21 protein-coding genes are annotated in these 24398 nt (G+C 47.0%); 16 read left to right on the top strand and 5 right to left on the bottom strand.

What is annotated here, in order from left to right; all coding sequences use genetic code 11:
- Window positions 1-84: 84 nt before the first annotated feature.
- The 4 genes from rsmB to AB4482_RS04615 all read left to right on the top strand — a co-directional run bounded on the left by rsmB (window position 85) and on the right by AB4482_RS04615 (window position 4979).
- Window positions 85-1365, top strand: a complete 1281-nt coding sequence (gene rsmB, locus AB4482_RS04630; protein ID WP_017058774.1) for a 16S rRNA (cytosine(967)-C(5))-methyltransferase RsmB — start codon at window positions 85-87, stop codon at window positions 1363-1365.
- A gap of 109 nt (window positions 1366-1474) precedes the next feature.
- On the top strand, window positions 1475-2851 hold the full coding sequence (trkA, locus tag AB4482_RS04625) for a Trk system potassium transporter TrkA (RefSeq protein WP_004735766.1): 1377 nt from the start codon (window positions 1475-1477) through the stop codon (window positions 2849-2851).
- Window positions 2852-2946: 95 nt separating this feature from the next.
- A complete protein-coding gene (locus AB4482_RS04620; protein ID WP_372180596.1) occupies window positions 2947-4392 on the top strand; it encodes a TrkH family potassium uptake protein in 1446 nt (481 codons plus the stop codon).
- A gap of 26 nt (window positions 4393-4418) precedes the next feature.
- Window positions 4419-4979 carry a DUF3157 family protein gene (locus tag AB4482_RS04615; protein WP_372180594.1) on the top strand — a complete coding sequence of 187 codons (561 nt, stop codon included), beginning with the start codon at window positions 4419-4421 and terminating at the stop codon, window positions 4977-4979.
- Here AB4482_RS04615 and AB4482_RS04610 read toward each other — a convergent pair.
- Together AB4482_RS04610 and AB4482_RS04605 are read right to left on the bottom strand one after the other, a co-directional pair.
- A complete protein-coding gene (locus tag AB4482_RS04610; protein ID WP_017058777.1) occupies window positions 4976-5629 on the bottom strand; it encodes a hemolysin III family protein in 654 nt (217 codons plus the stop codon). The two genes, AB4482_RS04615 and AB4482_RS04610, sit on opposite strands and share 4 nt — an antisense overlap.
- Before the next feature lie 156 nt (window positions 5630-5785).
- Window positions 5786-6577 (bottom strand): sporulation protein, encoded by a 792-nt coding sequence (locus AB4482_RS04605; RefSeq protein ID WP_017058778.1) that lies wholly within the window; start codon window positions 6575-6577, stop codon window positions 5786-5788.
- A gap of 283 nt (window positions 6578-6860) precedes the next feature.
- Between AB4482_RS04605 and AB4482_RS04600 the strand changes: the two genes are divergently transcribed.
- The 6 genes from AB4482_RS04600 (at window position 6861) to AB4482_RS04575 (ending at window position 11980) form a co-directional block, all read left to right on the top strand.
- Window positions 6861-7028, top strand: coding sequence for a hypothetical protein (locus tag AB4482_RS04600; protein WP_170222445.1), 168 nt, complete (start codon window positions 6861-6863; stop codon window positions 7026-7028).
- 131 nt (window positions 7029-7159) lie between these two features.
- Window positions 7160-7423: a YihD family protein gene (locus AB4482_RS04595; protein WP_009848104.1), complete on the top strand. Its 264-nt coding sequence runs from the start codon at window positions 7160-7162 to the stop codon at window positions 7421-7423.
- A 326-nt stretch (window positions 7424-7749) separates the two neighbouring features.
- Window positions 7750-9168 carry a cytochrome c oxidase accessory protein CcoG gene (ccoG, locus tag AB4482_RS04590; protein WP_017069573.1) on the top strand — a complete coding sequence of 473 codons (1419 nt, stop codon included), beginning with the start codon at window positions 7750-7752 and terminating at the stop codon, window positions 9166-9168.
- 73 nt (window positions 9169-9241) lie between these two features.
- Window positions 9242-10228, top strand: a complete 987-nt coding sequence (locus AB4482_RS04585; RefSeq protein ID WP_017058781.1) for a serine/threonine protein kinase — start codon at window positions 9242-9244, stop codon at window positions 10226-10228.
- Window positions 10229-10283: 55 nt separating this feature from the next.
- Window positions 10284-10883 carry a thiol:disulfide interchange protein DsbA/DsbL gene (locus tag AB4482_RS04580; protein ID WP_017063015.1) on the top strand — a complete coding sequence of 200 codons (600 nt, stop codon included), beginning with the start codon at window positions 10284-10286 and terminating at the stop codon, window positions 10881-10883.
- A gap of 140 nt (window positions 10884-11023) precedes the next feature.
- Window positions 11024-11980 (top strand): DUF2860 domain-containing protein, encoded by a 957-nt coding sequence (locus AB4482_RS04575; RefSeq protein WP_017069572.1) that lies wholly within the window; start codon window positions 11024-11026, stop codon window positions 11978-11980.
- Between the two features lie 62 nt (window positions 11981-12042).
- Here AB4482_RS04575 and AB4482_RS04570 read toward each other — a convergent pair whose 3' ends face one another.
- Complete coding sequence (locus tag AB4482_RS04570) at window positions 12043-13566, bottom strand: YifB family Mg chelatase-like AAA ATPase (RefSeq protein ID WP_017058783.1); 1524 nt, start codon at window positions 13564-13566, stop codon at window positions 12043-12045.
- A gap of 472 nt (window positions 13567-14038) precedes the next feature.
- Here AB4482_RS04570 and ilvG point away from each other — a divergent pair, with 472 nt between their 5' ends.
- Genes ilvG through ilvA form a run of 5 tightly spaced genes read left to right on the top strand, consistent with a single transcriptional unit; the run spans window position 14039 to window position 20374 of the window.
- Window positions 14039-15685: an acetolactate synthase 2 catalytic subunit gene (gene ilvG, locus AB4482_RS04565; protein ID WP_017058784.1), complete on the top strand. Its 1647-nt coding sequence runs from the start codon at window positions 14039-14041 to the stop codon at window positions 15683-15685.
- A gap of 1 nt (window position 15686) precedes the next feature.
- A complete protein-coding gene (ilvM, locus tag AB4482_RS04560; protein ID WP_017055442.1) occupies window positions 15687-15971 on the top strand; it encodes an acetolactate synthase 2 small subunit in 285 nt (94 codons plus the stop codon).
- A 12-nt stretch (window positions 15972-15983) separates the two neighbouring features.
- Window positions 15984-16952 (top strand): branched-chain amino acid transaminase, encoded by a 969-nt coding sequence (locus AB4482_RS04555; RefSeq protein ID WP_017071777.1) that lies wholly within the window; start codon window positions 15984-15986, stop codon window positions 16950-16952.
- Between the two features lie 33 nt (window positions 16953-16985).
- Complete coding sequence (gene ilvD, locus AB4482_RS04550; RefSeq protein WP_372180592.1) at window positions 16986-18827, top strand: dihydroxy-acid dehydratase; 1842 nt, start codon at window positions 16986-16988, stop codon at window positions 18825-18827.
- Between the two features lie 2 nt (window positions 18828-18829).
- Entirely contained in the window at window positions 18830-20374 is a 1545-nt protein-coding gene (gene ilvA, locus AB4482_RS04545) for a threonine ammonia-lyase, biosynthetic (RefSeq protein WP_372180590.1), read from the top strand.
- A 99-nt stretch (window positions 20375-20473) separates the two neighbouring features.
- Here the strand turns inward: ilvA and punR are convergent, their stop codons facing one another.
- Entirely contained in the window at window positions 20474-21388 is a 915-nt protein-coding gene (gene punR / locus AB4482_RS04540; protein WP_372128553.1) for a DNA-binding transcriptional activator PunR, read from the bottom strand.
- Window positions 21389-21551: 163 nt separating this feature from the next.
- On the opposite strand from punR, the gene punC reads away from it, so the two are divergent.
- A complete protein-coding gene (punC, locus tag AB4482_RS04535) occupies window positions 21552-22763 on the top strand; it encodes a purine nucleoside transporter PunC (protein WP_248638737.1) in 1212 nt (403 codons plus the stop codon).
- 124 nt (window positions 22764-22887) lie between these two features.
- Here punC and glmU read toward each other — a convergent pair whose 3' ends face one another.
- Window positions 22888-24249, bottom strand: a complete 1362-nt coding sequence (gene glmU / locus AB4482_RS04530) for a bifunctional UDP-N-acetylglucosamine diphosphorylase/glucosamine-1-phosphate N-acetyltransferase GlmU (RefSeq protein WP_065676899.1) — start codon at window positions 24247-24249, stop codon at window positions 22888-22890.
- Between the last annotated feature and the right edge of the window lie 149 nt (window positions 24250-24398).

The raw sequence follows: 24398 nt of genomic DNA, 5'->3' as shown, positions 1-24398 counted from the left end.
TAAAGCTGCTAATTACGCAGCTAAGAAAACCTTTACGAGGGCAGAGATGCCCTCATGTATTCAAATAAATATTCGGTACCCCTCATGAATGTTCGCGCTGCTGCTGCAAATGTCCTATTCCAAGTTGTCGATAAAGGCCACTCTCTTTCACACGCTCTCCCTGCGGCTCAAAAAACGATCCGTCCGCGAGACCATGCTCTACTGCAAGAGATTTGCTACGGCGCACTTCGTTACCTGCCTCGTTTAGAGTCAATCGCTAACGAACTGATGGAAAACCCGCTTAAAGGTAAAAAGCGTGTATTCCACCACCTAATCTTGGTGGGCATTTACCAACTAAGCTTTATGCGTATCCCTTCGCATGCTGCGGTTGCTGAAACGGTTGAGGGTACTAAAACACTGCGTGGTCCAAGCCTGAGTGGTTTGATCAACGCTGTACTACGTAGCTACCTACGTGACCAAGAAGAACTAGACGAGAAAGCCGTTAGCCACAATGCAGGCAAATACGGCCACCCAAGCTGGATTCTAAAAATGCTTCAAGAGAGCTACCCAGATCAATGGGAGCAACTGGTTGAAGCAAACAACAGCAAGGCACCAATGTGGCTGCGCGTTAACCGCCAACACCACACTCGTGACGAGTATGTTGAACTGCTTAAAAACGAAAACATTGAATACACATTGCACCCTGAAGCTGCTGATGCCATAAAATTAGCTGCACCTTGTGATGTTACTTTGCTTCCTGGCTTCGACAGAGGTTGGGTATCAGTGCAAGACGCTGCCGCTCAGCTTTCGGTTGATTACCTAACACCAAAAGATGGTGAGCTGATCTTAGATTGTTGTGCTGCACCAGGTGGTAAAACGGCACACATTCTTGAGCACACTCAAGATACTGAAGTGGTTGCGATTGACTGCGACATCAAACGTCTAGACCGCGTTTACGATAACCTTGAGCGCCTGCAACTGCGTGCCGACGTAATTTGTGGTGATGCTCGCTACCCTGAAGAGTGGTGGATGGGTGATAAGTTCGACCGTATTCTGCTTGATGCACCTTGTTCAGCGACTGGCGTTATTCGCCGTCACCCTGACATCAAGTGGCTACGTCGTGCGTCTGACATTGATGCGCTGGCTGAACTGCAAAGCGAGATTATGGATGCAATGTGGCGTCAGCTGAAAGAAGGCGGCACCATGGTTTATGCGACATGTTCTATCACGCCGCAAGAAAACGTGCTGCAAGTGAAAGCATTCCTAGCACGTACTGAAAACGCAACGCTGGTTGGGTCTGATATCGAAAATCCGGGTCGTCAAATACTACCTGGAGAAGAAGATATGGATGGCTTCTACTACGCAGTTCTAGTAAAACAGGCATAACAACTAACAGCGGCTAAGAATTTATTTCTTAGCCGCTGTTTCTTTCTAGTGCATTATCAAAACAAAGTTAGATAACTAGAATTACCACGGTAAAGAAAAGAGAAAGGCTATGAAGATCATTATCCTAGGTGCTGGACAAGTTGGCGGTACCCTTGCTGAAAACCTGGTTGGTGAAAACAACGACATCACCATTGTCGACCGTAATGCTGACCGACTTCGTGAACTTCAGGATAAGTACGACCTTAGGGTTGTAAACGGTTATGCCAGCCACCCAAACACACTACGTGAAGCGGGTGCGCAAGATGCCGACATGTTAGTTGCCGTAACTAACATGGATGAAACCAACATGGCTGCGTGTCAGGTTGCTTTCTCTCTTTTCAATACGCCGAACCGAATTGCTCGTATTCGTTCTCCTCAATACCTAGAAGAGAAAGAAGCGCTATTCAAATCAGGTGCCATCCCAGTCGATCACCTGATCGCACCCGAAGAACTAGTGACCAGCTACATCGAGCGCCTGATTCAATACCCAGGCGCACTGCAGGTTGTGAGCTTTGCTGAACAGAAGGTTAGCCTAGTAGCAGTAAAAGCCTACTACGGTGGTCCACTGGTGGGTAACGCACTGTCTGCTTTGCGTGAGCACATGCCGCACATTGATACCCGTGTTGCCGCTATTTTCCGTCAAGGTCGCCCTATTCGCCCACAAGGCACCACCATCATTGAAGCCGATGATGAGGTTTTCTTTGTGGCAGCGAGTAACCATATCCGCTCAGTAATGAGTGAGCTACAACGCCTAGAGAAACCGTACCGCCGCATCATGATTGTCGGTGGTGGTAACATTGGTGCAAGCTTGGCAAAACGCCTTGAGCAGAGCTACAGCATCAAGCTTATCGAGCGCAGCTACACTCGTGCCGAAAAGCTGTCTGAAGAATTAGAAAACACCATCGTCTTCTGTGGCGATGCGGCAGACCAAGAGCTGCTAACCGAAGAGAACATCGATCAAGTGGACGTGTTCATTGCCCTAACCAATGAAGATGAAACCAACATCATGTCAGCAATGCTGGCGAAGCGAATGGGTGCCAAGAAGGTAATGGTACTGATTCAGCGTGGTGCTTACGTAGACCTTGTTCAGGGTGGCGTGATTGATATTGCTATCTCTCCACAGCAAGCGACCATTTCTGCGCTGCTTACTCACGTTCGTCGTGCTGATATTGTTAACGTATCATCTCTACGTCGCGGCGCTGCAGAGGCGATCGAAGCCATTGCTCACGGTGACGAAACCACATCGAAAGTGGTTGGCCGAGCGATTGGCGACATCAAGCTACCACCGGGCACCACTATTGGTGCGATTGTTCGCGGAGAAGAAGTACTTATCGCGCACGATAGAACCGTAATCGAACAAGATGACCACGTAGTGATGTTCCTAGTGGACAAGAAATACGTACCTGATGTTGAGTCTCTATTCCAACCGAGCCCGTTCTTCTTATAGCCTTGTTCTCGTGAGCTTCTTCTCGCAACTTTCTTTTGTGAGAACGGCGCTCCGGCACAAAGCTGTAATCAATTAAAGCTATGGTCTATTAAGCTATGGTCAACTTTCGTCCGATATTATTAGTGATAGGGTTAGTGTTATCAAAACTCGCCCTTTTCATGTACATCCCTACATTGGTTGCCTTTTTCACAGGCACCGGTGGCTTCCTCGAGTTTGGTCAGTCGGTAGTGATCACGCACATTGTGGCGTTCATCTGCTTGAGCTTAGGCCGTTCAGCTAAGTTCCGACTTGGGGTACGGGACATGTTCCTGATCACCTCTCTGGTATGGACGATAGCCAGTGCCTTTGCTGCACTGCCGTTTGTCTTCATCAACCACATCAGCTTCATTGACGCCTATTTTGAAACCATGTCTGGTATCACCACGACAGGCTCAACCGTATTAAGCGGCTTAGACAGCATGGCTCCAAGTATTCTGTTGTGGCGTTCTATACTGCAATGGTTAGGTGGCATCGGCTTCATCGTTATGGCGGTAGCGGTTCTGCCAATGCTCAACGTCGGTGGTATGCGCCTGTTCCAAACCGAATCATCCGATTGGTCAGATAAAAGCAGCCCACGAGCGAAAACGGTCGCCAAGAACATCGTGGCGGTTTATCTGGTTCTGACTGGGTTGTGCATCATTAGCTACCTGTTTGCAGGCATGGGTATCTTTGACGCAATCAATCATGCCTTCACAACACTGTCTACGGGTGGTTACTCAACATCAGATGGCTCAATGAACCACTTCTCTAACAGTGCTCACTGGGTAGGAACCCTGTTCATGTTCCTTGGTGGTCTGCCGTTCCTACTGTTTGTTAGCGCACTGCGTGGTAGAAAACTCTCAATCCTCTACAAAGACGCGCAAGTGAGAGGTTTCACCTATCTATTCTTGGTCACCAGTGCCGTGATATCGACATGGTTGGTGGTTAGAGATGGCTACACAGTCATGGATGCGATGCGTGTCTCAATGTTCAACATCGTGTCGGTTGTAACAACTACAGGCTTTGGCTTGGAAGACTTCACAGCCTGGGGCGCACTACCAACGACACTGTTTGCATTTCTGATGATGGCAGGGGCTTGTTCAGGTTCAACTTCTGGTGGTATCAAAATCTTCCGCTTCCAGATAGCGATGACTATGCTTCACAAACAGATGATGAAGCTGATTCACCCATCAGGCGTATTTGTTCAACGCTATAACCAACGCCCTGTCAGCGACGACATCGTGCGTTCGTTGGTGGCGTTTGGTTTGATGTTCTTTATTACGATCATCTTAATCGCTGGCGGCTTAAGTGCGATGGGTTTAGACCCAATCACCAGTATCTCGGGCGCTATTACTGCGGTAGCTAACGTTGGCCCGGGTATGGGTAGCGTTATCGGTCCAACCGGGAACTTTGCTCCCCTACCAGACGCTGCTAAGTGGTTATTAAGCCTTGGTATGTTGATGGGAAGGCTTGAGATACTGACGCTGATCGTTCTATTCTTCCCAGCCTTCTGGCGACGCTAATTGCACGAATATTTAAGGAAACAGAGATGAAACCATACCTACTTATCGCAAGCGCACTGCTAAGCAGTTCAGCCTTCGCCGACCAAATGGTAACTCTTCAAGATGGAAAACAGATACTGCTGAAAGATGATTTTACTTGGCAATACGTGGCACCAAAGCAAACGGAAGCAGCAACGACAACATCAGAGACTGCAGTGCCTGTCGTAGCCGTACCTGTCGCAACGAACACGCATGGCACTACGATTGTGGTTAATAGTAAAAAGCCAAGCTTACAGCTGTCTCAGTCAGGAGTGGATGTTGTACTGGGTGCAAGTCGCTATGAAGATGGTGAGCTTATCATTCCGACAGCCATCACTAACCAAGGCACTCAAGCGGTCATTTTGGTATCACTTAACATCAGCGTATTTACTGCAGAAGGTGAGTTGTTGGCAGAAGAAGAAGTTGCTGTGTGGAAATCAATCAAACGAATGGCCGACACATACCTACGACCAAAGACGGGTGAAGAAGGCAAGCTCATCAAGCTCGACCTAGAACAACACCCTGAATATCAGATTAAAGCTGAGATTACTGAGGTACTGGCTCGCTAAACCGGAGTCACGTACAAATAAATAGCGAAGAAATGGCAAGCGCAGCCCGCCAACACAAACAAATGCCAGATGGCATGATTGTAAGGGATGCGTTTTGCCACATAGAAAATCACACCCAACGAGTAAATCACGCCACCGAGTGCTAGTAGCACCAAACCACCCATCTCGATATTCATCGCCAGTTGATAAACCACAATCAGCGATAACCAACCCATCGCCAAGTAAGTCACCAATGACAAACGCTTAAATCGGTAGACGAAGGCAATCTTCATAATGATTCCGACTAGCGCGATACCCCAAATCACTGCCATCAAACCCATCGCCAATGGTGTTCTTAAACTCACCAATAAAAATGGCGTGTAACTGCCCGCGATCAATAAGTAGATCGCACAGTGATCGAGAGTTTTCAGTAATCGCTTGGTCTTTTCTGTGGTGATCGAGTGATAAAGCGTGGAAGCGAGAAAGAGTAGGATAATACTGCTGCCATATACCGCCATACTCGCAATAGTCAGTATGTCGGCTTGATGGTCAAACGCACGAATCAGCAGCAGGACTAAACCAACCACGCCAAGCACAACACCCAAGCCATGGGTTATCGCATTGGCGCGTTCTTCGATGTCACTGTATTCGCTCGCCGATGATGCAGACATGATTATCCTACTAGAGTAAATGTTCGATTTGCCTAGTATTGCACATTAAGCTTACACGTGTAAGCTTAAATTTTTATGACATCTTTTATGACATTAATAACGCCTAAACGGTGTGATGAAGCTAAGGTCTCTAAAGCTACAGAACCAAAGAGCTAACTAAGATGCGTTGTCTAGATACTCAAGTACCATCTTGCCCGCATCTTGTGGTGACGTATCCAATGGCACACTCAATTGACGCTGCAGTTGGCCAATGCCTAACAAGCTCGCCAACATGCCTTTTGCACCATCGCGATTACGGTCTATCTCAAACCACAACTTAAGCTCAGTTTCATCACGATGAGCTACAACCTCAAGCTCACGCCAACGGCCATGATAAGGACCCGTCGTCGGAACAAACTCGAACTCTTGTACAAATGGCAGTTCAAAGCCTTCTACCGCTTCACACTCCACTTGGCGAATACGCAGCCCTTGAGCTTCAAGCTCGTTAAAAATACCATCGAGGAGTGCGTCAGGGCGCACCGTTAAGATGTCTTTATCCGATGGATCAATCGCCATCGCAATATCGAGCCCGGTTTCTAGCCACACCTTTGAATCACCAATCGTGACAGGTGTGTTCAGCGGGACATCAAACTCACATTCAAAATCACGGGTTTCACCCGGCTGAATAACAAAGGCATACGGCAGGCTCCATTTGGCCAACGAGTATGTCTGGTGCATTCGACGTGTTTGACCGCCCTCTTGCCTTTGCGAATTCATAGTAATTTCTTTGACGTAACGACAGCACAAGTTGAGATCGATATTGTCGATCTCTTGTGGCTGAGCGCCACCATAGACATGCACAATAATGCTCGCCTTCTTGCCTGGATAAAGCACTTCCTGTTGCAATACAGAATCCACCTTGGCAGATCCAATTCCAAAACTTGCTAACGTTTTCTTTAAGAACGACATATGCACCTCCTTTAAAGCATCATCTTAAGCCTGAAAGAGGTTCAAACTCAAATATACTGCTCACACTATTTTAGCTCTAATATCGTCTATTTATCACTCAGGCGTCGATCGATAACTTAGATAGTGATAATCTAAGCCTTGATATGCATGCATATCATTATCCTGATTTATTCTTCGGATTGGCGAAAGCCAGACGAGTGACGCTTCAAGCAATTGAGGTGGAGCTCATGGTAAATCAGGCCATTAGATTGGCAATGGATATGCCTGACCGTTAGGTAAATTAATGCGCCCAACAGCTGTCAGGTTCTCGCACACCAACCGTAGTGCGATGCGTCGTCGTAGTGGCTTTGTTGCTGCTCCAATGGCTAAGAAATTGGCTCCTACAATGACTCTAGTTGAGAAGACTGCTTTATTAGCACCGACTACAACGAAAGTGATTAAAGCCGCTTAACAAAAAGCGCAGTTTTTACTGCGCTTTTTTCTTGCCCGCTCCCATCTTGAAATGTGTTTACACATTGGTATTCCCTACCCGATTTGATACCTTAGCCACAAATCATTATAAAATTTGTGGAGAAATAAAGTATGAAGTGTCACCGCATTGAAGAACTGCTTGAACTGATGGAGCCTGAGTGGCAGAAAGATCAAGAGCTTAACCTATTAGAGTTCATCATTAAGCTATCAAAAGAAGCGGGCTACCAAGGCAAGCTTGAAGAACTGACTGACGATGTTCTTATCTATCACCTAAAAATGCGCAACAGCGAAAAAGATGAGATGATCCCGGGCCTGAAAAAAGACCAAGAAGATGATTTCAAAACCGCAATTCTAAAAGCACGTGGCCTTCTTTAGTCGCCCGTTAGTTTAGAGCTCAATTGCCGTATAGATAAAACACTCAATTTTAAAAAGCGACCACCAGGTCGCTTTTTTGTTTCTGTTCGCTATTTTTTCGTCACAACTGTTATGACTTTTGTTGTTAAAGGTTGATAGCGTTAAAGAAATGAGAACAAGATTGTCGCTATAATCGCCATCCATAAGAATCTTCTAAAATAATAAGAGTGAGTGCGATAACAACAAATGCACCAAGCTCAATTTCAACAGGTTCTCTAAACCATACTTTCAAGTAATGTCGTCATGCCCGACTTAACCGGGCAAACAAGCCACAAAAAGGATAGTCCATGAGTCAGGATAAAATCGATATCAAAGATGTGACTCCTAAAACCTTTAACCCGAAAACACATAAAGGTAATGGAGATCGATTTAACCCAAGTAACCGAATCTATGTTCGAGAAAGCAAAGGTAAATTCCAACAACTGCGTCGCTATGGCGGTTGGTTCTTACTTTTACTTTTTGCGCTTATCCCATGGATTCCCTTTGGTGAACGTCAAGCGATCTTGCTCGATATCGGCAGCCAACAGTTCAACTTCTTTGGCACCACCTTATACCCGCAAGATCTGACCCTACTCGCGATCCTATTTATGATTGCCGCGTTTGGCCTGTTTTTCATAACCACCTTCTTAGGCCGTGTCTGGTGTGGCTATTTATGCCCACAAACCGTCTGGACCTTCATGTATATCTGGTTCGAAGAGAAGCTAGAAGGCGCTGCCAATAAGCGAAGAAAGCAAGACTCGGGCAAACTGACGAGCAATTTAATCCTCAGAAAAACCCTCAAACACATTGCGTGGTGGGCGATTGCCATTGCGACGGGCTTAACCTTTGTTGGTTACTTCATCCCAATCAAAGAGTTAGTGGTTGGCTTCTTTACCTTTAACTCGTCTTTCTGGCCGGTGTTTTGGGTACTGTTCTTTGCTGGATGTACTTATGCCAATGCGGGTTGGATGCGTTCAATTGTTTGTCTGCACATGTGTCCTTACGCGCGTTTCCAGTCGGCAATGTTCGATAAAGACACCTTCATCGTTGGTTACAACACAGAACGTGGTGAAAGCCGTGGCCCTCGCTCTCGTAAAGCCGATCCAAAAGAGCTTGGTCTAGGCGACTGTATTGACTGTAATCTGTGTGTACAAGTGTGCCCTACGGGTATCGATATCCGTGACGGCCTGCAATACGAGTGTATTAACTGCGGCGCGTGTATTGATGCCTGTGACAACACGATGGAGCGTATGGGCTATGAGAAAGGCCTGATCAATTACACCACCGAGCACAGACTTGAAGGTCACTCGACCAAGGTAATGCGTCCCAAGCTGTTGGGCTATGGCGCTATCTTGATCGTGATGCTGGGCTTGTTCTTCGCCCAAATCGCGAGCGTTGATCCTGCCGGCCTAAGTGTTCTGCGTGACCGAAACCAACTGTTTAGAGTCAATAACCAAGGGTTGGTTGAAAACACCTACACCTTGAAAGTGATCAACAAGACTCAACAAGAGCAAGAGTACAAACTCGATGTTAGCGGACTGCCCGATTCTATCTGGTATGGTAAACAGACGATTACTGTCAATCCAGGCGAGGTTTTGAACCTACCTATCAGTTTGGGCGCCGACCCAGAAAAACTGAGCTCACCAGTTTCGACAATTCAGTTTATACTCTCGGATAATGAAGAGTTTACGATGGAAGTCGAAAGCCGCTTTATCAAGAAGCTCTGATACCCGCACCGTAGTGCTTGGTATAACAACCCAATAAATGGAAAAAGGCTCAGTAATGAGCCTTTTTTATTCTATGACGATGCAAGCCTTTAACTTTGATAACCTGACTCCTGACTTCATGTGGTACGCACTGGAGAGCATCGGAGTTCGTGCTGAATCCGGGCTTCTCGCTCTCAACAGCTACGAAAACCGGGTGTATCAATTCACCGATGAAGACCGTAAGCGCTACGTCGTTAAGTTTTATCGTCCGCAACGCTGGAACAAGGCACAGATCCAAGAAGAGCATGACTTCGCACTCGAGCTTATCGAGCAAGAGATGCCTGTTGCTCCTCCAATGCGAATCAACGGTGCAACCTTACATGAATACCAAGGCTACCTATTTGCACTATTTGAAAGTGTTGGCGGCAGACAGTATGAAGTTGACAATCTAGATCAATTGGAAGGCGTAGGACGCTTTCTTGGTCGTATTCATAAAGCCAGCGCGGGAAGAACATTCCAGCATCGCCCGACCATCAGCTTAGATGAATACCTTTATCAGCCACGTAAGATTCTAGAGAACTCTCAGTTTATCCCGACGCACCTAGAAAATGCCTTCTTCAATGACGTTGACCTTCTGATCAAAGAGCTAGAGAGCCAGTGGCCGAGCAACATTGAGAATATCCGCCTGCACGGTGACTGCCACCCTGGCAATATTTTGTGGCGCGATGGGCCAATGTTCGTCGATCTTGATGACGCACGTAACGGCCCTGCGATACAAGATCTGTGGATGCTGCTCAATGGCGAGCGCCAAGATAAGCTGATGCAACTGGATATTTTGCTAGAGAGTTACCAAGAGTTTTGCGATTTTAATACCGCACAACTGAAACTAATCGAACCACTACGCGGTCTACGTATGGTGCATTACATGGCATGGTTGGCGAAACGATGGCACGATCCTGCGTTTCCTCTGGCCTTCCCGTGGTTTAATGATCCGAAATATTGGGAGCAACAAGTACTTGCTTGTAAAGAGCAAATTGCTACCCTGCAAGAGCCACCACTTTCGTTAATGCCTCAGTGGTAACAGCAATCGCAACATACAACTAGATAAAAATTCAAACATAATGGAGATTGGATAAATGAAAAAGCTATTCGCATTTTTCTCATTGATCATGTTGAGCCTTACCGCTCACGCTGCGAAATTTAACGAAGGTGAACACTACAAAGTTCTCGACCTAGAAGCATCAAAAAAACCAATGGTGACAGAGTTCTTCTCTTTTTACTGCCCACACTGTAATAGCTTTGAGCCAATCATCCAGCAGCTAAAACAACAGCTACCTAAAGACGCTAAGCTACAGAAGAACCATGTTTCATTCATGGGTGGCAACATGGGTCTGCCAATGAGCAAAGCTTACGCGACAATGATTGCACTGAAAGTTGAAGATAAAATGGTGCCAGTGATGTTTAACCGCATCCACACAATGAACAAGCCACCACGTGATGAAGAAGAACTGCGTCAAATCTTCCTAGACGAAGGCGTTGATGCGAAGAAATTCGATGCTGCGTATAACGGCTTTGCTGTAGATTCTATGGTTCGTCGCTTCGACAAAGCATTCAAAGACAGCGGCCTTTCAGGTGTACCCGCTGTTGTGGTTAACAACCGCTACCTAGTAGAAGCTCAAGGTATCAACTCTCTTGATGAGTACTTCGAGCTCGTGAACTTCTTATTAAAGAAGTAAGCCATTGATGAAAGGAAGCTTCGGCTTCCTTTTTTTTTGCTAGTTCAAAAATCATTATTGATAAATAATTAACCTGGAAGTTTAAAGCTTTACTGCTATTAATAACCCGTCCTAAGAACCTGTGGGCAAGGAGCCCTTGAATGAAAATAAAAATAACTCTCTTGGCATTGAGCGTTGCGGCTTCTCCCGCTTTTGCCAAGCTTGCAGACCAACAAGGTTTCAGTGGTGAAATCTCTCTCAATACCGGGGTTACCTCTTCCACCTCGAACTTTAATACCGATGCTGATAGCAATCTTTCATCCACAGATCAGAAGGCTTCTTCGGAAAGCTCTTTTCTGGTTGCTCCTTTAGGTAGTGTTGCTTATACCTTTGGTGAAAAGCTAAACCATCAGGTATACACAGGTACCGCGCGAGATGATGTAGCAACAGGTACTGTAGTTCTCGAAGTCGGTTACAAATACCAACTTGAGTCAGGCATGGTGATCGACGCTTCACTGCTGCCAACCATTATGTCTGGTGAAACTTGGGCTGATCCATACAACACCACATCAGCTCGCACCAAGACCGATGAAACTGGCAATGCGTTTCGTTTGAAGCTAAGCAACATTGCGGGCTCAGCTTTCTCGCTAGACATGGCCTATGCGACCAAAGATGTCGACAAGGATGATATTCAAGATCAAGAGCTCAAACGAGATGCCAATACTCTCTACTTGAAAGGTCAATATCGCCTGCCACTTAGTCGTACCATGATGCTTATTCCATCCGTCATCTATCAAACACGTGATGCTGATGGTAAAGCTGAATCTTACGACCAATTCGGTGGTGAGGTAAGCTTGTTTGGTGGCATGGGGCGTCACCAGTACGCACTAACAGCGGGTTACAACCAACGCTCTTACGATGCGAGCAACCCGATCTACGACAAGAAACGCAGCGACGACAATATCAACCTATTCGCCGCCTATGAGTATGATCAATTCATGGATTGGGAAAACTGGTCGTTTATTTCACTGGCAGGCTACGGCACCAGCGACTCGAACATTACCTTCTACGACGAGTCTCAATATATCGTTTCAGTTGGCTTGAACTACAAGTTCTAACCTTAGCGAGTATGAACTGCAATCCAACGAAAGCCTGCATCTAAGCAGGCTTTTTCTGCTTGCTAGACAGCTTGAGCCGTGAGTTGTTTCAGCAAGCGATCCATCGCGCGATAGCCTAGCGCTTCTGATAGATGTTTCTTTTCGATCTGCTCGTTACCGTCAAGGTCGGCAATGGTTCGTGCCACCTTAATAATTCGATGATAAGCACGAATCGATAAACCCAAGCGATGTAGTGCTGTCTCAAGAAACTCTGCATCTTCGCGTCGCAGTGGGCAATACTTCTCAATTTCTCGGCTACCTAACAGTGCATTCGATTTATGGTTGCGAGATAGCATTAACTCTCGCGCCTGCCTAACCCTTTGCTTAACTACTTGAGTGGTTTCACCGCGATCACCGCCTTCGGCCAACATTCCTTTTGGCAACAGAGGTATCTCCAATGACATATCGAACCTATCCAGCAAGGGCCCAGATAAGCGATTGAGGTAACGCAGGATGATCTGTGGGTTGGCGCGCGCCTGGTTACCTTCGTAATAACCCGTTGGACTTGGGTTAAGTGCACCGACCAATTGAAAACGCGCAGGAAAACGAGTCTTGCCCGCAGCACGGGAGATAATGATCTCGCCCGACTCTAGTGGCTCTCGTAATGAATCAAGCACCTTGCGCTCAAACTCCGGCATCTCATCTAAGAACAATAAGCCGTTATGCGCTAAAGAGATCTCTCCGGGGCGAGGCACCGAACCACCACCCACTAATGCCGCCATTGAACTGGAATGGTGAGGAGAGCGAAAAGGTCGTTGCTTCCAGTTGTATTGATTGATTTCTTGTTGCGTTAACGAGGCCACCGACGCGGTTTCCATCGCTTCGTCATCACTCATTTCAGGTAATAGGTCACGCAGTCGAGAAGCGAGCATAGTTTTTCCGGTTCCGGGTGGGCCAAGAAACAATAAGTTATGATTCCCAGCAGCGGCTATCTCTAGAGCTCGCTTTCCTTGTTGTTGGCCGATAATATCTTGTAGGTCGCGAAGCACTGAAACATCAGCCTGATGATGTTCCGTTCTATATAGCCCAAGCTGAGCCTGTCCACACATGTCAGCACAAACCTCCAACAAGGTTTGTGCTGATTTATGCGCTCCCTTGCCCACCAGCGCAGCCTGATCACCGTTATGATGTGGGACAACTAAGCATCGCTCTACACTGTCGGCGGCTAACGTCGCAGGCAAAACGCCCTTTACCGAGCGAAGTTCTCCTGACAATGCCAACTCACCGATAAATTCATGTTGAGCTATTTTTGATGTCGGAAGCTGATCTGACGCCACCAAAATCCCAAGCGCGATGGGCAGGTCAAAACGGCCACCTTCTTTGGGCAAATCGGCTGGGGCGAGATTGACCGTGATTCTTTTCGATGGAAACTCAAAGCGAGAATTGATGATCGCGCTTCTCACTCGGTCTTTAGATTCCTTGACCGTTGTTTCAGGTAGACCCACCAGCGTGAAGCCAGGCATTCCGTTGCTTATATGCACCTCAACGGTCACTTCTGGCGCCTCTACACCCACACTAGCTCGGCTATGAATTATCGCGAGTCCCATAACTTTCCTTTGTCTTTGATTTAAAAGTATTCGCTCTGGATATTCGTTGCTCACCAAAGCGATAAGGTTGTTATATAGCTTGGTGGAATGGTATTTTAATGTGAAAAAAGAATGACATTTCCCTTGTCATGCGGCAGATTTGTGTGATAACACTAGAGATGTAGACATTTACTGAAGACAATAAACGAGAAAACTCGAATATTATGATTTTTAACGCTCGCATTTACGCACTGATTAACCTGATTATCGTAGTCATTATTAAGACTGCGCGGGGGCGAGTGGGAAGAAAGTAACCACGAATTAGAAAAAACCCCCGCACTGACAAGTCCGGGGGTTTTTTCTAATTTAAACATTCGATTTTTATATTTTTGAGCATTTTCGGCTTTGCCGATTTACAGGAAGAATGGGAGCACAAGATGTGCAGAGACAAAGGAAACAGTTACCAAAATAAAGGTAATACGGGAGAATTCCGATGAAAGGCGCAGAACTAGTCGTATCCGCACTCAAGCAACAAGGAATTGAGACCGTATTTGGTTACCCCGGTGGTGCCATCATGCCAATCTACGATGCACTCTATGACGGCGGAGTTGAACATATCCTATGTCGCCATGAGCAAGGCGCCGCTATGGCCGCGATCGGCATGGCTAGAGCAACACAAGATGTCGCTGTTTGTATGGCAACCTCGGGACCAGGTGCAACCAACCTAGTCACTGGCCTTGCTGATGCCTTTATGGATTCAATCCCATTGGTTGCTATCACAGGTCAGGTTGCAAGTTCCCACATTGGTACCGATGCATTCCAAGAAATGGATGTGATTGGTATGTCTCTGTCATGTACTAAACACAGCTACCTAGTAACTGATATTGAAGAGCTAGCTCCAACCCTCGCTGAAGCGTTTGTGGTAGCAAAGTCTGGCCGCCCTGGCCCGGTTATCGTCGATATCGCTAAAGACGTTCAACTAGCAGAAGCACCTGTTAACGCTCTTCCTGAATTTACTCCACCCGCAATTCCTGTTGCGACAACTGATGCCATTGAACAGGCACAGTACTTTTTGTCTCAAGCGACCCGTCCTGTTTTATACGTAGGTGGTGGTGTTCAACTTGCTAAAGCAACCGATGCGGTTCGTGAGTTTTTACGCCTAAACCCAATGCCAGCAGTAAGCACACTGAAAGGCTTGGGCACTATCGAACGTGACGACCCACACTACCTTGGCATGCTGGGTATGCACGGCACTAAAGCCGCTAACCTTGTGGTTCAAGAGAGTGACCTGTTGATTGTTGTCGGTGCTCGTTTTGATGACCGAGTAACTGGCAAACTCGATACCTTTGCGCCGCATGCTAAGGTTATCCATATCGATATCGATGCCGCTGAGTTCAGCAAACTGCGTCTTGCCAATGCGCCAATTCGCGGTGACATCAACAAGATCATGCCTCAACTAGAGCTAAGCCAAGACATCTCCTCTTGGGTTCATCACTCTGAAGGTCTTCGTAGCTCATTCAAATGGCGTTACGACCACCCTGGTGATCTGATTTTTGCTCCACTGCTGTTGAAGCAACTGTCAGACATGATGCCAGCAAGCTCTATCGTATCGACTGATGTGGGCCAACACCAAATGTGGGCAGCTCAGCACATTCAGCCTCGCGATCCACAGAACTTCATTACCTCTGCCGGTTTAGGCACCATGGGCTTTGGCTTGCCAGCTGCAATGGGTGCTTCGGTTGGGCGTCCTGATGACCAATCTATTCTTATCTCTGGTGATGGCTCGTTCATGATGAACGTGCAAGAGCTTGGCACGCTGAAACGCCGCCAAATCCCAGTGAAGATGGTACTTCTTAACAACTCTCGCTTGGGTATGGTTCGCCAATGGCAATCGTTGTTCTTCGATGGCCGCCATAGTGAAACTATCCTAGATGACAACCCAGACTTCGTAATGCTAGCGAAAGCGTTCGATATCCCGGGTAAAACCATCACGCGTAAAGAAGAAGTAGAGCCAGCACTAAAAGAGATGCTAGAGAGCAAAACCGCCTACCTACTTCATGTTCTTATCGATGAAGAAGAGAACGTATGGCCACTAGTACCGCCAGGTGCTTCAAACAGTGAGATGTTGGAGAACACATAACATGAAAAGATACCTATTAGACATCAAAGCCGATGATAAGCCTGTACTACTAGAGCGTGTTCTTCGTGTTATCCGCCACCGTGGCTTTATTGTTAAGCAAGTAGCGGGCACTCAAAACCACGAAAGCAAAGTGGCGAGTGTTGAGATCATTGTAGACAGTGACCGTCCGATCTCTTTCTTAGTCAATCAAATCGAAAAGCTGTGGGATGTGCGTACCGTTGACGTTATCTCTATCAGTCGTAATGAATTGCCAAACAACAACTTACAACAAAAGATAAACGCATAAGGAACCACAAACATGACAGCTAAAACGGCAGACTATATTTGGTTTAACGGTGAGATGGTTCCTTGGGCAGAGGCGAACGTTCACGTCCTGACTCACGCAATGCACTACGGTACTTCCGTATTTGAAGGTGTTCGTTGTTACAACACACCAAAAGGGCCGGTTATCTTCCGTCACCCTGAACATGCTAAGCGCCTAAAAGACTCAGCAAAAATCTATCGCTTCCCTATTCCTTACACTGAGGAAGAAATTATGGAAGCGACTCGCGAAACGCTACGCCAAAATAAGCTAGAGTCAGCGTACATCCGCCCTCTAGGTTTCGTAGGTAACGTTGGTTTGGGTGTCTGCCCGCCAGAAAATACTGAGATGGAACTGATCATCGCTGCTTTCCCTTGGGGGGCTTACCTAGGCGAAGAAGCACTAGAAAACGGCGTTGATGCAATGATTTCTAGCTGGAACCGTGCCGCTCCAAACACGATCCCAACCGCAGCAAAAGCCGGTGGTAACTACCTATCTTCACTATTAGTTGGTGGCGAAGCTCGCCGTCATGGTTACGATGAAGGCATCGCACTGAGTGTTGATGGTTACCTTTCTGAAGGGGCTGGTGAGAACATCTTTGTGGTACGTAACGGCGTGCTATCCACACCACCAGCGACCAGTGCGATTCTGCCGGGTATCACGCGTGATTCGATCATGACACTAGCAAAAGACATGGGTTATGAGATCCGTGAAGAGAACATTGCTCGTGAAGCGCTATACCTTGCTGATGAAGTATTCATGACAGGCACAGCGGCGGAAATCGTTCCGGTTCGCAGCGTAGACAAAATTACAGTAGGTGAAGGCAAACGTGGTCCTATCACTGAAAAAGTTCAAGCGGCTTACTTTGGTCTATTCAATGGAACCACTGAAGATAAGTGGGGCTGGTTAGACTACGTTTACCCAGCAGACCAAACTTCAGAAAACCAAACGCAAACAACTAAGTAAGCAACAGCCAAATATTTTATAAGGATTTAAGCAATGCCAATCTATCGTTCAGCAACGACTACCCACGGACGCAACATGGCTGGTGCGCGCGCTTTATGGCGTGCAACTGGCGTTAAAGATGATGACTTCGGTAAGCCAATCATCGCAGTTGTAAACTCTTTCACTCAATTCGTACCAGGCCACGTTCACCTTAAAGATATGGGTCAACTGGTTGCGGGTGAAATCGAGAAAGCGGGCGGTATCGCTAAAGAATTCAACACCATCGCAGTTGATGATGGTATCGCAATGGGTCACGGTGGCATGCTGTACTCACTGCCATCACGTGAGCTTATCGCAGACTCAGTAGAGTACATGGTGAATGCTCACTGTGCGGATGCGATGGTATGTATCTCTAACTGTGACAAAATCACTCCGGGAATGATGATGGCTGCAATGCGCCTTAACATCCCAGTGATCTTTGTATCAGGCGGCCCAATGGAAGCAGGTAAAACCAAGCTTTCCGATCAAATCATCAAGTTAGACCTTGTTGATGCAATGATTCAAGGTGCCGATCCAACGATTTCTGATGAGCAAAGTGAGCAAGTAGAACGTTCTGCGTGTCCGACATGTGGTTCTTGTTCAGGTATGTTCACGGCTAACTCAATGAACAGTCTAACTGAAGCGCTAGGCCTATCTCAGCCTGGTAACGGTTCTATGCTAGCAACGCACGCTGACCGTGAAGAGCTATTCATCAATGCTGGTAAGCGTATCGTTGACCTGACTAAGCGTTACTACGAGCAAGATGACGCATCAGCACTGCCTCGTAACATCGCGAACCGCGCAGCCTTTGAAAATGCAATGGCTCTAGATATCGCAATGGGTGGCTCGAGTAACACCGTTCTTCACCTATTGGCAGCAGCTCAAGAAGGTGAAGTCGACTTTGATATGGGTGATATCGACGAGATGTCTCGCCGCGTTCCACACCTATGTAAGGTTGCGCCTTCAACACCTAAATACCACATGGAAGACGTTCACCGCGCTGGTGGTGTTATGGCTATCCTAGGTGAACTAGACCGCGCAGGCCTACTGAACAACCAAACTCGCACTGTACTTGGCCTAAGCATGCAAGAGCAGCTAGCTCAATACGACATCATGCAGACAGAAGACGAAGCGGTACTTAAGTTCTTCCGCGCGGGCCCAGCAGGTATTCGTACCACCAAAGCCTTCTCACAAGATTGCCGTTGGGATCGTCTTGATGACGACCGTAAAGAAGGTTGTATCCGTACTAAAGAGAACGCATTCAGCCAAGAAGGCGGCCTGGCGGTTCTTTCGGGCAACATCGCGGTTGATGGCTGTATCGTTAAGACAGCAGGCGTTGATGAAGAAAACCTGAAATTCCAAGGCCCAGCTATCGTATTTGAAAGCCAAGATAGTGCTGTTGATGGCATCTTAGGTGGCAAAGTGAAAGCGGGCGAAGTGGTTGTTATTCGTTACGAAGGTCCTAAAGGTGGTCCGGGCATGCAAGAAATGCTTTACCCAACCACTTACCTAAAATCAATGGGTCTAGGCAAGTCTTGTGCTCTATTAACAGATGGTCGTTTCTCGGGTGGTACATCGGGTCTGTCTATCGGTCACGCTTCTCCAGAAGCAGCAAGTGGCGGTGTGATTGGTCTAGTAAACACTGGCGATATCATCACTATCGACATCCCTAGCCGTTCGATCACACTTGATGTGCCTGAAACTGAACTAGAAGCGCGTCGTGTTAAGCAAGACGCACTAGGCTGGAAACCAGAAAACCGTCAGCGTGAAGTGTCTTTCGCACTGAAAGCTTACGCAAGCATGGCGACCAGTGCCGACAAAGGCGCAGTACGTGATAAGTCTAAACTTGAGGGCTAACTATGAGTGACGGCACCTCCAGTCCCAAAAAACAAAGTGGCGCAGATTACCTGCGTCAGATCCTGAGAGCGCCGGTTTACGAAGCGGCAATCGTAACACCTCTACAGGATATGCCGCGTCTAAGCGCGCGCATTGGTAATCAGGTTCAGCTTAAACGAGAAGACCGTCAGCCGGTCCACTCGTTCAAGCTACGTGGTGCCTACAACATGGTATCAAGCCTTTCTGAGCAGCAAAAAGCCGCAGGTGTGATTGCTGCATCGGCGGGTAATCATGCTCAAGGTATGGCTCTGTCTGGCTCTAAGCTGGGCATTCAGACTACGATTGTGATGCCAAAAACCACGCCAGACATCAAGGTTGATGCGGTACGAGGCTTTGGCGGTAACGTGGTTCTGCACGGCAGCAACTTTGATGAAGCCAAGGCAGAAGCCGAGCGTCTTTCTGCTGAACATGGCTTTACCTTTGTGCCTCCTTTCGATCACCCACTGGTGATTGCAGGACAAGGCACGATGGGTATGGAAATGCTGCAGCAAAACGGTCACATGGATTATATCTTTGTGCCGGTTGGTGGTGGTGGCTTAGCTGCGGGTGTTGCTGTGCTAGTAAAACAGCTGATGCCAGAGATTAAAGTCATTGCAGTAGAACCAGAAGATTCGTCTTGCTTAAAAGCGGCCCTCGATGCCGGTGAACCTGTGGTACTGGATCAGGTCAGCATGTTTGCTGATGGCGTTGCGGTTAAGCGCATTGGTGAAGAGACATTCCGTCTGTGTCAGCAGTACATCGATGGTCACATTGCCGTGTCTAGCGATGAGATCTGCTCTGCGGTCAAAGACATCTTTGAAGACACTCGTGCGATTGCCGAGCCTTCTGGTGCGCTTGCTCTGGCTGGTTTAAAGAAGTTTGCAGAGCAGAACCAACTGCAAGGCAAACAACTGGCAACTGTACTTTCTGGTGCTAATACCAACTTCCATGGTCTGCGCTATGTGTCTGAACGTTGTGAACTAGGTGAGAAGCGAGAAGGTCTACTTGCGGTTACGATTCCAGAGCGACAAGGAGCATTCCTAGAGTTCTGTAATATTATTGGTGGTCGAGCGGTAACTGAGTTTAACTACCGCCACAACGACGAAAGCCTAGCGAATATCTTCGTTGGTGTACGCCTACAAGGTGGTCAAGAAGAACTCGAACACATCATCAATGACTTACGTGAGGGCGGCTACCCGGTTGTCGATCTCTCTGATGATGAGATGGCAAAACTGCACATTCGTTACATGATTGGTGGCAAACCATCAAAACCATTGAAAGAGCGCCTATACAGCTTCGAGTTTCCTGAATACCCAGGAGCATTGATTAAGTTCCTTGATACCTTAGGTACCCATTGGAATATCAGCCTGTTCAACTACCGTAACCACGGCGCTGATTACGGCCGTGTATTGTGTGGATTCGAACTGGATGATGATGATTTAGCTCAGTTCTCAACACATCTACGAGAACTTGGCTATCAGTGTAAAGATGAAACCGATAACCCTTCCTACAAGTTCTTCTTGTCTTAAGAGTTAACGACCGAATCAAAAAGAGCGAGTATTTACTCGCTCTTTTTATTGGTACTGATTCAGCTCGAGCTTGAAAAGGATCTTCTTATAAAGAGATCATTAGATCGCCTTGCGATGATCCAGCCAATCTTGATGAAGTTGTTCACTCGATCCTAAATAATTGACCATCCATTCGATCAGTTTATGGTTATCGTCTTTTCGCCACACTAAACAACAATGACTCTGCGGGCTCGGTTCAGGCAGTATTTTCTCCACCAGCAAGCCTTGCTCGATAATAGGTGCAGCAATGTGTCTTGGCATATAACCCACCCCTACTCCATTTTTAAGGCATTCAATCGCGCTATACCAGTTGGGTAACAACAGGCGTCTTTGATTTGAGTAGTGGCCAGTGTGTCGCTTAGGGAGCACGCTAGAGGTATCGTCCAAACATATCGCGGGATACTGGCTAACAAACTCTTCATTGAGGTTTTGCTCTCGCACACACGGATGACTCGGCGACATCACAAACGCCCAATCTAAGCGCCCCATATCTTTGACCTCAAAGTCTCCACCAACCGGAATCGCCGAGGTTGCACCAATCACAATATCCGCTCTGCCCTGTGCAATGGCTTCCCAAGATCCGTTAAACACCTCCATGTTGATCTGAAGCTCTGCAAACTCAAAGGTTTGGTAAAACTCTTCAATCATCGGTTTCATCTTATCGAGCTTAACCACGTTATCAAGGGTTAGACGTAAGGTTTTCTTCCAACCACGCGCAGCTCGGCGAGTTTGCGCACTGAGTTCTTCCATCTGTCTCAGCAGTTGACGAGCCTCTTCAATAAACAGCTCCCCAGCAGGCGTCAGCTCTACTTTTCTTGGTAAGCGTCTGAAAAGTAGAACATCAAGCTCTTGCTCTACCTGCCTAACCCCATAGCTGATCGCCGATGGTACTTTGTGCAATTGCTCTGCAGCCGCAGTGAAGCTGCCCAAGCGAGCAACGGTATCAAGCATTTCTAACGAGGATTTAGAGAACATAAGCCTTCAAATTTTTTGATTGATAACTACATATTTTAGCGTTTTATTTTATCAGCTCTGAAAAATAGAATGTCAGCATAAATAAACAGGGGTTCCTTCTCCTGAGTATCTAACAATTTTTTTGATGATAAAAACATCACTACCTTTAGCTTAATGGCATCTTATGAATATTTCTAAATTTCAATTGGTCTACCTTGCAGTTCTTTCCATGCTTGGCTTTATTGCGACCGATATGTACCTTCCTGCATTTAAGGCAATGGAAGTCGATTTTGCAACCGGCCCAGAGCAGATTGCTCTGTCTCTAACCGTATTCCTTGGTGGCATGGCAATGGGTCAGCTTCTTTGGGGTCTGGCGAGTGACAAGTATGGTCACCGTAATACGCTAGCGGTTGGTCTTGTTATCTTTACTGCAGCTTCATTCGGCTTAGCATTCAGTACCGAAGTATGGCACCTACTGACACTGCGATTCATTCAAGCGATCGGTGTATGTGCTCCAGCGGTAATCTGGCAAGCAATGGTTATCAAGCGTTACTCGCAAAGCAGTAGCCAGCAAATTTTTGCAACCATAATGCCTTTGGTTGCGCTATCTCCTGCACTAGCACCGCAACTGGGTGTGTTGCTAGCAGACAGCTTTGGTTGGCACAGTATCTTTATCACACTGACGCTAATGGGCGCATTGTTGATCGCAACGACCATGGCTCAACCAAAAGAAGCGCCAGAAGTAAAACAGACATCGATTAAGACAGACATCAAGATGTTGCTTAAATCAAAGCCTTACATGGGTAATGTTTTAATGTTTGCATCAGCATCTGCAGCGTTCTTCGCTTACCTAACGGGTATGCCAGAGATCATGGCTCAACTAGGTTATGAAGCAAAAGACATCGGTTTGAGCTTTATCCCACAAACAATCGCGTTCATGGCGGGTGGTTACTTCGGTAAGCAAGCAGTGAAGAAATATGGCGATGGCGTTGTACTAAGAAACCTTATCGGTTTGTTCAGCGTAGCGGCGATGCTTATCTTCATCGCATCACAATGGGAACTGACGTCAATCTGGCCTCTACTTGCGCCTTTCTGTTTGATTGCTGTCGCAAACGGCGCACTTTACCCAATCGTAGTAAACCGTGCCCTATCAAGCGCTAAACAGAGCCCAGCAACAGCTGCTGGTCTACAAAACAGCCTACAAATCAGTATCAGTGGCCTATCAAGTGCATTGGTCGCAGCAATGGCTAGCCAAGCACTAAGCGCAACGGGTATCGCGGTTGTGATTTGCTTGGGTGCATTGTGGGTTGGCTATATTGTTTCGAACAAAGAGCTTTCTGAACACTTCGCGACACCAGACAACTCTCGAGTGGTCGCTGACGAGAAACAAGATTAGTTTCTGGATTAACGAAAACAAAAAAGAGCGAGATTACTCGCTCTTTTTCTATATCTAGATAAATAAGAAAAAGCCTGTAGCGGTACTACTGACTTTCATTTAAATCATCTTATTTATTAAGAGACTACTTTTTCTTAGTCGGACGCTGCCAGTCAGCAATCTTACGTTCTTTCGCACGGCTGATAACTAGCTCATTTTCAGAAACATCGCGTGTTACGGTAGAGCCAGCTCCAACGGTAGCACCATTACCAATCGTAACAGGCGCGATTAATTGGCTGTCTGAACCAACGAATACGTCGTCGCCGATGATGGTCTTAAACTTATTCGCACCATCGTAGTTACAAGTAATTGCACCCGCACCCACGTTTACGCGCTGACCAATTTCAGCATCGCCTAGATACGTTAAGTGGTTCGCTTTAGAACCTTCACCAAGGCGAGTGTTTTTCACTTCGACAAAGTTACCAACGTGCGAGTTATTACGCATGTCAGCACCAGGACGTAAACGAGTGAAAGGACCAACCGTACAGTCTTCACCAACTGTTGCACCTTCAATCACGCTGTATGGGCGAACAATGGTGTTGTCATCGATCTCACAGTCTTTCAATACACAACCAGTGCCGATAATCACGTTGTCGCCAATGCTGACGCTGCCTTCGATGATAACGTTAGTGTCAATCTCAACGTCCATACCGCACTGCAGTTCACCACGTAGATCAAAGCGGCTTGGGTCGCGTAGCATTACGCCTTGCTTCAATAACTTGTCTGCTTGCTCAGCTTGGTAAGCGCGCTCTAGACGAGCCAGTTGAGAGCGGTCGTTTACGCCTTCCACTTCAATTGGGCTTACTGGGTGTACCGCTTCAACTGCACGACCTTCGTCGTGAGCCGCTGCGATAACGTCAGTCAGGTAATATTCACCCTGTGCGTTGTCGTTACTTAGGCCAGACAACCAGCGCTTGAGATCGCCACCAGTCGCCACCATAACGCCAGTGTTGATCTCTTTGATAAGCTTCTGCTCATCCGTTGCATCTTTCTGTTCAACGATAGCCACAACAGGGCCATTACGACGAATAATACGTCCGTAACCCATTGGGTTGTCTAACACGACAGTAAGTAGCGCGATACCACCGTTTGGTTGAGCGTCTAATAGGTTTTCAATGGTTTCAGGTGAGATCAGTGGAACATCACCGTAGAGCACCAATACTTTTTCATCATCAGCGAAATGTGCAGATGCTTGATCCACAGCGTGGCCTGTGCCGAGCTGTTCAGCTTGCAGTGCCCAGTTTACAGATTCTTCAGCTAAGGTAGCCTTCATCTGATCACCACCGTGGCCGTAAACCAGGTTGATGTTTTGAGCGCCTAGACCATTACATGTATCGATAACATGCTTCACCATTGGCTTACCCGCAAGTGTGTGCAGAACCTTTGGTGTGTTTGAATACATGCGAGTGCCTTTGCCCGCCGCGAGAATTACCGCGCTAAACTTCATTGTAAACCTATCCAACGTTATTTTTATTAAGCCGATATTGTAACCGTTTTTGGGCAAAAAATTAAATCGCAATAACCATTTAACCAGTAGTGATACGTAAAAGAAGCATTTTTGAGAATCTAAAAATGCAAAAAGGCGACCCTTAGGTC

This window comes from Vibrio sp. 10N.222.55.C7, assembly GCF_041473335.1.
Taxonomy (GTDB): domain Bacteria; phylum Pseudomonadota; class Gammaproteobacteria; order Enterobacterales; family Vibrionaceae; genus Vibrio; species Vibrio crassostreae_C.
The sequence above is the reverse complement of the archived record's forward strand: the minus strand, read 5'-3'. Positions and strand labels throughout refer to the sequence as shown.

Bases quoted from the DNA above. Each gene is read 5' to 3' on its own strand.
- rsmB (WP_017058774.1), top strand. From the start codon at position 85: ATGAATGTTCGCGCTGCTGCTGCAAATGTCCTATTCCAAGTTGTCGAT.
- trkA (WP_004735766.1), top strand. From the start codon at position 1,475: ATGAAGATCATTATCCTAGGTGCTGGACAAGTTGGCGGTACCCTTGCT.
- AB4482_RS04620 (WP_372180596.1), top strand. From the start codon at position 2,947: ATGGTCAACTTTCGTCCGATATTATTAGTGATAGGGTTAGTGTTATCA.
- AB4482_RS04615 (WP_372180594.1), top strand. From the start codon at position 4,419: ATGAAACCATACCTACTTATCGCAAGCGCACTGCTAAGCAGTTCAGCC.
- AB4482_RS04610 (WP_017058777.1), bottom strand. From the start codon at position 5,629: ATGTCTGCATCATCGGCGAGCGAATACAGTGACATCGAAGAACGCGCC.
- AB4482_RS04605 (WP_017058778.1), bottom strand. From the start codon at position 6,577: ATGTCGTTCTTAAAGAAAACGTTAGCAAGTTTTGGAATTGGATCTGCC.
- AB4482_RS04600 (WP_170222445.1), top strand. From the start codon at position 6,861: ATGCGCCCAACAGCTGTCAGGTTCTCGCACACCAACCGTAGTGCGATG.
- AB4482_RS04595 (WP_009848104.1), top strand. From the start codon at position 7,160: ATGAAGTGTCACCGCATTGAAGAACTGCTTGAACTGATGGAGCCTGAG.
- ccoG (WP_017069573.1), top strand. From the start codon at position 7,750: ATGAGTCAGGATAAAATCGATATCAAAGATGTGACTCCTAAAACCTTT.
- AB4482_RS04585 (WP_017058781.1), top strand. From the start codon at position 9,242: ATGACGATGCAAGCCTTTAACTTTGATAACCTGACTCCTGACTTCATG.
- AB4482_RS04580 (WP_017063015.1), top strand. From the start codon at position 10,284: ATGAAAAAGCTATTCGCATTTTTCTCATTGATCATGTTGAGCCTTACC.
- AB4482_RS04575 (WP_017069572.1), top strand. From the start codon at position 11,024: ATGAAAATAAAAATAACTCTCTTGGCATTGAGCGTTGCGGCTTCTCCC.
- AB4482_RS04570 (WP_017058783.1), bottom strand. From the start codon at position 13,566: ATGGGACTCGCGATAATTCATAGCCGAGCTAGTGTGGGTGTAGAGGCG.
- ilvG (WP_017058784.1), top strand. From the start codon at position 14,039: ATGAAAGGCGCAGAACTAGTCGTATCCGCACTCAAGCAACAAGGAATT.
- ilvM (WP_017055442.1), top strand. From the start codon at position 15,687: ATGAAAAGATACCTATTAGACATCAAAGCCGATGATAAGCCTGTACTA.
- AB4482_RS04555 (WP_017071777.1), top strand. From the start codon at position 15,984: ATGACAGCTAAAACGGCAGACTATATTTGGTTTAACGGTGAGATGGTT.
- ilvD (WP_372180592.1), top strand. From the start codon at position 16,986: ATGCCAATCTATCGTTCAGCAACGACTACCCACGGACGCAACATGGCT.
- ilvA (WP_372180590.1), top strand. From the start codon at position 18,830: ATGAGTGACGGCACCTCCAGTCCCAAAAAACAAAGTGGCGCAGATTAC.
- punR (WP_372128553.1), bottom strand. From the start codon at position 21,388: ATGTTCTCTAAATCCTCGTTAGAAATGCTTGATACCGTTGCTCGCTTG.
- punC (WP_248638737.1), top strand. From the start codon at position 21,552: ATGAATATTTCTAAATTTCAATTGGTCTACCTTGCAGTTCTTTCCATG.
- glmU (WP_065676899.1), bottom strand. From the start codon at position 24,249: ATGAAGTTTAGCGCGGTAATTCTCGCGGCGGGCAAAGGCACTCGCATG.